The 8,534-nt window shown below is 67.5% G+C and carries 10 protein-coding genes; 1 reads left to right on the top strand and 9 read right to left on the bottom strand.

Features of this window, described 5'->3' with window-relative positions:
- Window positions 1-285 precede the first annotated feature (285 nt).
- Window positions 286-1,101, top strand: coding sequence for an IclR family transcriptional regulator (locus EQG76_RS29730; protein WP_159718861.1), 816 nt, complete (start codon window positions 286-288; stop codon window positions 1,099-1,101).
- Here EQG76_RS29730 and EQG76_RS29725 read toward each other — a convergent pair.
- The 9 genes from EQG76_RS29725 to EQG76_RS29685 all read right to left on the bottom strand — a co-directional run.
- Complete coding sequence (locus EQG76_RS29725) at window positions 1,080-1,295, bottom strand: VOC family protein (RefSeq protein WP_331463850.1); 216 nt, start codon at window positions 1,293-1,295, stop codon at window positions 1,080-1,082. The genes EQG76_RS29730 and EQG76_RS29725 overlap by 22 nt on opposite strands.
- Before the next feature lie 172 nt (window positions 1,296-1,467).
- Window positions 1,468-2,802, bottom strand: coding sequence for an aspartate aminotransferase family protein (locus tag EQG76_RS29720; RefSeq protein ID WP_159718860.1), 1,335 nt, complete (start codon window positions 2,800-2,802; stop codon window positions 1,468-1,470).
- 43 nt (window positions 2,803-2,845) lie between these two features.
- Window positions 2,846-3,412 carry a flavin reductase family protein gene (locus EQG76_RS29715; RefSeq protein ID WP_159718859.1) on the bottom strand — a complete coding sequence of 189 codons (567 nt, stop codon included), beginning with the start codon at window positions 3,410-3,412 and terminating at the stop codon, window positions 2,846-2,848.
- On the bottom strand, window positions 3,413-4,480 hold the full coding sequence (locus EQG76_RS29710; protein WP_159718858.1) for an LLM class flavin-dependent oxidoreductase: 1,068 nt from the start codon (window positions 4,478-4,480) through the stop codon (window positions 3,413-3,415). It abuts the gene before it with no gap.
- A gap of 100 nt (window positions 4,481-4,580) precedes the next feature.
- Window positions 4,581-5,339, bottom strand: coding sequence for an SDR family NAD(P)-dependent oxidoreductase (locus EQG76_RS29705; RefSeq protein WP_159718857.1), 759 nt, complete (start codon window positions 5,337-5,339; stop codon window positions 4,581-4,583).
- A 75-nt stretch (window positions 5,340-5,414) separates the two neighbouring features.
- A complete protein-coding gene (locus EQG76_RS29700; protein ID WP_159718856.1) occupies window positions 5,415-6,173 on the bottom strand; it encodes an SDR family NAD(P)-dependent oxidoreductase in 759 nt (252 codons plus the stop codon).
- Between the two features lies 1 nt (window position 6,174).
- Window positions 6,175-7,314 (bottom strand): ABC transporter ATP-binding protein, encoded by a 1,140-nt coding sequence (locus EQG76_RS29695; protein WP_200841243.1) that lies wholly within the window; start codon window positions 7,312-7,314, stop codon window positions 6,175-6,177.
- A complete protein-coding gene (locus tag EQG76_RS29690) occupies window positions 7,311-8,129 on the bottom strand; it encodes an ABC transporter permease (RefSeq protein WP_159718855.1) in 819 nt (272 codons plus the stop codon). Before EQG76_RS29690 ends, EQG76_RS29695 begins: the two co-directional genes overlap by 4 nt.
- The coding region (locus EQG76_RS29685) for an ABC transporter permease (RefSeq protein WP_235031622.1) at window positions 8,126-8,534 on the bottom strand (409 nt) is incomplete at its 5' end. The genes EQG76_RS29690 and EQG76_RS29685, both read right to left, overlap by 4 nt.

The following is an 8,534-nucleotide window of genomic DNA, read 5'->3' as shown; positions in this document are numbered from 1 at the left end:
TCCACGCAGCCGGGCACAAGGTGGCGACGCCGGCCGAGGCGCGGGCACTCCTGCGGCTGGCGGCCTGATTCTGGCAGCCCCTCACCCCGCTCGACGCTGATCGCGCCGGCCAGGGCCGGACAGTGCTGTTCCTGACGCCGGGGGTGCCGGCCGACCTGCTCAGGAGTGAGTTCAGGTCAAGTCTTATCGACCATTGATTATTGGTATTATTATCCGATACCTCATCGGGACCATGGCCGGGCCTGTAAGGGCACGGCCGGTCGGCGGGTTGCGGAAGGAAGGGTAATGAGCGTCCTGCAGCTGGGCACTCTCGAGAAAGCGTACAAGATCCTCGACCTGTATTACGAGAATGCGGAGAGCTTCACCTTCTCGGAAATCGTCGCCAAGACTGGGCTGGAAAAAGGCTCGGTCCAGCGGCTGCTGTTCACGCTGCAGAATCTGGGCCTCCTGCGGCGGCACCAGCGCTACAAGCGCTACAGCCTTTCGCCCCGGTTCGTATCCTATGCGGTCTCGTTCATTCAGGCCGACCCCCTGATGACCAAGGCGACCCGCTACCTGGAGACGCTGGCGCGGCAGACCACCGAATCGGTCGGCGTGGCGATCATGGACAATGCCCATGTCTTCTATCTGAGCCGCATTCCCAACCTCGTCAGCCACGACTTCGCCCTGCTGCCCATCCGCCGCCATGCCTACTGCACGGCGGCCGGGCGGGCGATGATGGCGCATCTGACCGATGAGGAGGTCGACCGGCTGCTCATGCTCTCGCCGCTGCGCCGCCTCACCGCCCAGACCGTGGTCGATCCCGACGAGATCCGCCGGCGGATCGCTGCGGCCAGCGAGGAGGGGTTCGCTTGGCAGGATGGTGAGGTGCTCGAACGGGAGATCGGGGTGGCGGCTGCCATCCTGGGCGACGGCGACATCCCGGTCGCGGCCGTGTCGATCTCGATCGACAAGGCCAATTACGATCTGGCCAAGGCCAAGCAGGTATTCGGGCCGATGGTCCGGGCGGCGGCCCAGGACATGTCGAGCCCTGCTTTGTCGGCCAGCAGCTTCTCCAGCGCCTTTGCCGCCAGGCGCGTTCAGGCCGACGACGCCCGCTGAAACAGCTGCACGACACTGCCGTCCGGATCCTCGAACGCGAGGGTCCGGCCGTGCCCGCCCATGTCCCGCTCGGCGATGATCCGCGCACCGGCGGCCTCGATCCGGGCGCGCATCTCCTCCAGCGAATCCACTTCGAACACCGCGATGGCGCCTCTAGCACCGGTAGGCGCCTCGGCCGGAACGGCCAGCGCCATGTTGGCCTCGCCATGGCGAACTGGACCCAGCGGCCGGGGTCGTCGAATCTGACGCGCAGGCCCAGCACGTCCTCGTAGAAGCCGCGGGCCCGCGCCGTGTCGCCGACGACATAATAGACGTTCTGCAGGCGCTTGATGCCCATGGGCGTGCTCCGGTGATCAGGCGGCGGTGCTAGAGGCCGATCTCGGCGAAGGTCCGCGCCATGGCGCGGTGCAGCTTGTCCACGAGCTCGTCGAGCTGCGCCTCGGTCAGGATAAAGGGCGGTGCCAGCAGGACATGGTCGCCCTGCCCGCCGTCCAGCGGGTTGCCGGCGGGATAGCAGATCAGCCCTTCCTGCATGGCGTTCGCCTTGAGGCGAAGATGCATGCGCAGCGTCGGGTCGAGCGGCTCTTTGGTGGTGCGGTCTGAGACGAATTCCAGCCCCAGGAACAGCCCCCGGCCGCGTATGTCGCCCACATGGTCATGGCCGCCGAATGCCTGGTGCAGCCGGGCGCGCAGGGCCGCACCCTGCGTCCGCACCCGGGCCAGCAGGTCGTCCTCCTCGATCACCTTCTGCACCGCGAGCGCACCGGCGCAGGCCGCGGCATGGCCCAGGTAGGTATGGCCGTGCTGGAAGAAGCCCGTGCCGCCGCACACTGCCTGGTAGATCCGCGCGGACGCGATCATGGCACCGATCGGCTGGTAGCCCGCACCCAGACCCTTGGCGATCGTGACGATGTCCGGCACGACCCCGTCCTGTTCGCAGGCGAACAAAGTGCCGGTGCGGCCCATCCCGGACATGACCTCGTCCAGGATCAGGAGGATGCCGTGCCGGTCGCAGATCTCGCGAATCCGCCGGAAATAGCCCGGCACGGGCGGCACGGCACCCAGCGTAGCGCCGACCACGGTTTCCGCTACGAAGGCGATGACGCTGTCCCCGCCATGACGCGCGATCACCGCCTCCAACTCCTGGCCTAGGCGATCGACATAGGCGGCATCGCTCTCGTTTTCGCCCTGCCCGCGATAGGCGTTGCAGGCTGACACATGGTCGACCTCTATCAGCAGCGGCTCGTAGAGGGCGCGCCGGCCGATATTGCCGCCGACCGCCAAAGCACCCAGCGTGTTGCCGTGGTAGCTCTGCCGGCGCGCGATGAAGCGGCGGCGCTGCAGCTGGCCCTGCTCCACGAAATATTGCCGGGCCAGCTTGAGCGCCGCCTCCACGGCTTCCGAGCCGCCGGACAGGAAATAGACATGGTCGAGGTCACCGGGCGCCCGCCCGGCCAGGAATGCCGCCAGTTCCTCGGCGGGCTCGGAGGTGAAGAACGCGGTATGGGCGAACGGCAGGCGGTCGAGCTGGCGCTGGATCGCCTGGATCACCCGCCGCTCGCTATGGCCCAGACAGGAGACCGCCGCCCCGCCCGACGCATCCAGGTAGCGCCGCCCCTCCCTGTCGATGATGTAGGGTCCCTCGCCGGCCACCGCGCAGGGATAGATCTGCTTGGGCGCCCGGTGGAAGACATGGCTCATCGGGAGGCATTCTCTTGATTGGTCGGCCGGCCGGCCTGACTGTTCAGCCGGCCCGGGCCAGAGGGCAGAAGACGCCGTCGAAATAGACGAGCGGCCGGTCGACGGCGCCGAGTTCGACCTGCTCCACCACGCCCACGACGACGACATGGGAGAAGATTGGCATCAGCCGGCCGACCCGGCAGTCGATGTGGCAGGTGGCACCGTTAAGGCGCTGCGGACCGTCATGGCCGTGGCTCCACGGCACCAGCTCGGCACGCGGGCCGGGCCCCAGGCGGCCCGCGAACACGTTGGCCTGGTAGGCCTGGTCCTCGGCCAGCACATGCACGGTGAAGCGCCGCTCCTGGCGCAGCGCATGAAGCACGCCGGAGGAGGCACGGATCGACACGAGCAGCGAGGGCGGCTCCATCGACAAGGAGGTGACCGAGGTCGCGGTCAGCCCCGCGATCCCCTCGCCATGGCGGATGGTCACGGCGCATACCCCAGCCGCCAGGCGGCGCATGCTGACCCGGAAGGCGTCCGCGACCTCGGCTGCCGGTGCAGGGATGGGATCGCCGGCGAGCCATGGACCCTCCTCGATGATCTCGCCTACCGGCAGCGTGGTCGCGTCCATTCAGGCCGCCGCCTGCGCCGGCTTACGGCCATCCTCCGCCAAAGCCCTGGTGACCAGCGGCATCACCTCACTCCCGAACCGCTCCATCGAGCGCAGAACCGCCTTCGCCTCGATCCCGGCCGGCCACATGAAGCAGCTGAGGTCGGTGATGCCGTTCGTGCGCACCTCGGCGATGATGCGCTCGGCCACCATCTCCGCACTGCCGATCGGGACCGATTGCTGGATCTTCTCCAGGCTCGGCTCGCCTTCCAGCGGCTGGTCGAGGATGACGTGCCCGTCCAGGACCTGGGCGCCAACGCGCATGTGCCCAGCACAGCGGCCGGCATAGCGGATGCCGGCGGCCACCCGGTCGAGCTCCACCCGGTCGTCGGTGACATAGACGTAGCGCTGCGCGGCAAAGCGGCGTCCGGCGAGATCATGGCCCGCCTCGGCATACTTGCCGGCGACGAAGTCGTGCATCCCGGCCAGCGCCTTGCTGTCGCCCCAGCCGACCGTGATGAACGGCACCGCGTCGGTGGCGACCGCCTGGTTGATGATGGCGGGCGACCAGGACACGAAATAGGTGTCGATCCGGCGAGGCGTGTAGAGTCGGATCGCCTGCGGCACGTCGGGCAGCTGGTAGAACCTGCCCGCATAGCCGAACCGGTTCTGGTGCACCGCTTGGTCGATGATCTGCCAGATCTCCAGCATCCGCTCCTGCCGCTCGGCGAGATCAGCGCCGAACGCCTCGAACTCGAAGCGCTGGTAGCCGGAGCCGATGCCTAGTGCCGCCCGGCCCTCGCTCAGCTGATCGAGTAGGGCTACTTCCTCGGCCACGCGGATCGGGTTGTAGAGCGGTGCCACGATCACGGCCGGGCCCAGCCGGATCCGCCTGGTCTCGCGCGCGGCGGCGGCGGCGAACATCAGCGGCGAGGGCGATAGGCTGTAGTTCGAGAAGTGGTGCTCGGCAAACCAGGCGGTGTCGAAGCCCATCGCGTCGGCCTGCTTCACGCAGTCCAGCGTGCCCTGATAGACCTCGCGCTGCTCGATTCCGAACTGGTTCATCAGGTTGAAAAGGCCGAACCGCATGCCGTAGCCTCGTATCGGAGTTTGGTAATGATTATCTTTATTCGATAATTGATGTCAACGCGCGTTCCGCCCCGTGCTCGGAGGGTCCGGCGCGTCCTGGTCAGATGCCGACGATGACCTCGCCGCCGTTCGGGCTGATGACCTGGCCGGTGATGAAGTCGGACCGCGGCGAGGCCAAAAAGGCGACGGTATAGGAGATTTCCCGGGAATCCGCGTAGCGACCGAGCGGCACCCGCGCGACCTTCTGGGCCATCTTCGTCTCGATGTCCGGCTGGGACATGACCATCTTGGTCAGGACACCGCCCGGCGCCACCGCGTTCACATGGATGTTCCAGGGTGCCAGTTCCTTCGCCCAGGCCTTGGTGAGGCCGAGCAGCGCCGCCTTAGCCGCGCAGTAGGGCGAGGCATAGTGATGGCCGACCATGCCCCAGATCGACGAGATGTTGATGATCTTGCCGCGGCGCTGCTGCTTCATGAACGGCAGCACCGCCTTGCCGGCGAAGAAGCTGCCGCGGACATGCACGGCGAAGGTCCGGTCGAAATACTCCTCGGTAGTGTCCTCGATCAGCGGCTCGCCGCCGATCCCGGCGTTGTTGACCAGGATGTCGATCCGCCCGAACCGGTTGCCGGCCTCGGTAAGTGCTGTGGTCAGCGCTGCCGTATCGGCGACGTCGCAGGCAATCGCAACGGCATCTCCGCCTTCGGCGCGGACCAGTGCCGCCGTCTGCTCGGCCCGCACACCGTCGATGTCCTGGACGACGATCCGCGCACCATGTTCGGCTAGGAGCTGGGCATGAGCCTTGCCCATGCCGGCCCCTGCCCCGGTGATGACGGCGACCAACCCTTCGAGTTCCCGCATCGTCCTTCTCCTCCAGGCCCGGTTCCGCCGGATCGCGGACGCGCGTCGTCCGGCCCGCCGTGCCCGCGATGATCTTCAGAAACCGACGATCGTCTTGCCGCCGTTGGGACTGATGACCTGGCCGGTGATGAACGCGGCCTCGTCGCTGGCCAAAAACGCTACGCTCTCCGCGATCTCCTCGGGCTGCGCCCAGCGGCCGAGCGGCACCTCCCGTTCCTCACGGCGCACGCCCTCCTCGCCGAGATTCTCCAGCACCATCCGGCTCCAGACCCCGCCCGGCGCGATTGCGTTCACGGTGATCCCAAACGGCGCCAGCTCCTTGGCCCAGGCCTTGGTGAGCCCCAGGATCGCGCCTTTGGCGGCGATATAGTCGGACGCCATGTGGTGCCCGGCCTGCGCCCAGCGTGACGAAACGTTGATGATCCGGCCCCAGCCGCGGCGCTTCATCGCCGGGACCACAGCGCGGCCGCAGAAGAACGAGCCCTTCACGTGGACGCCGATCATCTGGTCGAACGCGGCTTGGTCGATGTCCTCGATGACGCGGTCGATGCCGATCCCGGCATTGTTGACCAGGATGTCGATACCGCCGAAGCGTGCCAGCACGTCGGCGGCCATCCGGTCGATCGCGCTTATGTCGGTGATGTCGAAGACAAAGGCGGCGACGTTGCCCCCTTCCCTCCGGATCAGTTCCTCCGTCCCTGCCAGGCCCTCCCCGTCGATGTCCTGGACGATGGCGACGGCACCTTCCGCAGCCAGCCGGATCGCGTGGGCGCGCCCCATGCCCGAGGCGGCACCGGTGACGATGGCGACCTTGCCGCCGAGCGATTGGTTCATGTCAGCTCCCAGCCACCAGCAGGGCATCACGCCGGCTCCAGCCGACCGTCACCTTCTGGCCCTTTTCCAGCAGGACGATGTCCGGGGCAGACGGGATGCGGACCGTGAGCAGGAGGTCGCTGCCGTCGAGCCGGACCCGGTAGCGGATGCTGCCGGTGGTGTAGACCGCATCCTCGACCTGTGCGGCGAACCTGTTGTCCATCCGCGGCAGCTGCGCGCTGATCGCGACCGCCTCGGGACGCACACAGACGACATCGGCGCTGCCGCGGCCCTGCGGGGCGGTGGCCTCGACGACGAGGCCGTCGCCGATCCTGACGCTGACCTCGCTGCCCCGGCTGCCGGCGATGCCCAGCACCGGCAGGAGGCTGGCCTCGCCCAGAAAGCTCGCGACGAAGATGCTCTCCGGCTGCTCGTAGAGCTGGCGGGGCGAGCCGATCTGCTCCAGCGTACCGCCGCGCATGATCGCGATGCGGTCGGCCATGTAGGCCGCCTCGTGTTGGTCGTGCGTCACGTAGATGACGGTCGCACCCAGCGCTTCCTGGAACCGCTTGATCTCCTCCTGCATCTCCTCGCGCAGGTTCTTGTCGAGGGCACCCAGCGGCTCATCCATGAGCAGGAGCAGGGGGTCGTACACGGCGGCCCTGGCGAGGGCGACGCGCTGCTGCTGGCCGCCCGAGAGCTGGGCCGGCTTGCGGTCGCCGAAGCCGGACAGGCGGACCATCTCCAGGACGCGCTGGACCTTCGTCGCCATCTCCGGCTTGCGGCAGCCGCGCATGCGCAGCGGAAAAGCGATGTTCTCCGCGACCGTCATGTGCGGGAACAGCGCGTAGTTCTGGAAGACCATGCCGAAATTGCGGTGATAGGGCGGAGTCGCCACGACATCCACGCCATCCACGTTAATCGAGCCGCCGCTGGGCGCCACGAAGCCCGCGGTGATGCCGAGCAGGGTCGACTTACCGGAGCCGCTGGGCCCGATGATGGCGAAGAACTCGCCGGCCTCGATCCGCAAGGAGGTGGGCTGCAGCACGGTCAGGGCGCCATAGTCCTTGGTCACGCCCCGAAAATCGACGACGGCACCCCGGCGGGCGGGCGTGCCCGGCGTCTGCATCGGCACCTGGGGGGCCATGAGCTGCGCATTCAAGACACGGCCTCCTTCGCCTTGCGCGGCCCGAATCGGCCCGCGACCGCCGCCAGCATCAGGAGCGAGAGCGTGATCAGCAGCAACACCACGGTCGCAGCCGCGATGACCGGGGTCATCTGGTAGCTCAGATGCTCCCAGAGCAGACGTGGCACGGTGCGGGTCTCCGGGCTGGTCAGGAAGATGGCGAGGATCAGCTCGTCGAAGGAGAAGGTGAAGGCGAAGATGAACCCGACCAGCACGCCCACCCGGATCATCGGGAAGGTCACGTAGCGGAACGTGTTCCAGGGATTGGCGCCGAGCGTCATCGCGGCCAGCTCGTAGGTGGGCGCGTAGCTGCGCAGGGAGGCCGCCACGGTGATGAACACGAGCGGCATGCAGACCACTGCATGGCCAAACAGAATGCCGGGATAGCTGCCGATGATCCCGAGCCGGACCATGATCGGGAACAGCCCGATGGCGAGGATGATCTGCGGCAGGATCAGCGGTGCGATCATCAGGGCCGCCAGCAGCCGGCGGCCCGGGATGTCGCCGCGCACCAGGGCGATGGCCGCGAGCGTGCCAAACACCGTGGCGAGCAGGGCTGCCGGCAGGCCGATCATCACGCTGTTGAGGATGGCCATGCGATAGTCGAGGCTTTCGGCGAACGCCTCGTACCAGCGCAAGGAGAAGCCCGGCGGCGGGAAGCTCAGAAAGGTCTCGCTGCTGAACGACAGGGGCACGATCACCAGGGTCGGCATCACCAGGTAGATCAGGATCAGGATCGCGAAGGCCAGGATGCCGGTGTCGGCCACGCGCCAGGGTGCCGAGGCGGTCACGCCGCTTCTCCCGGCGGCTTGCCGCCGCCGACACGGCGCATGGTACGCTCGTAGATCACGAACAGGATGCAGGTCAGCACGAGCAGCAGCGTCGCCAGGGCGGAGGCCAGCGGCCAGTTCAGGAGGCGGGATGCCTGCTGCTCGATCAGCACCGCCACCATGGTCCGCTGGCCGCCCAGCAGAGCGGGCGTGATGTAGAAGCCCAAGGACGAGATGAAGACGAGCACGCAGCCGGCACTCATGCCGGGGACGGACAGCGGCAGGTAGATCGAGACGAATTGCCGGAATGGGTTGGCGCCCATCACCGCGGCGGCGCGCAGCAGGTTGCTGTCGATGCCGCGCATGCTGCTGAGCAGCGGCAGGATCATGAAGGGCAGCATGATGTGGATCATCGCGATCTGCATG

The organism is Geminicoccus flavidas, from assembly GCF_009806515.1.
GTDB lineage: Bacteria > Pseudomonadota > Alphaproteobacteria > Geminicoccales > Geminicoccaceae > Geminicoccus > Geminicoccus flavidus.
Note: the sequence above shows the minus strand (reverse complement) of the source record. Positions and strands in the feature narration are given on the sequence as shown.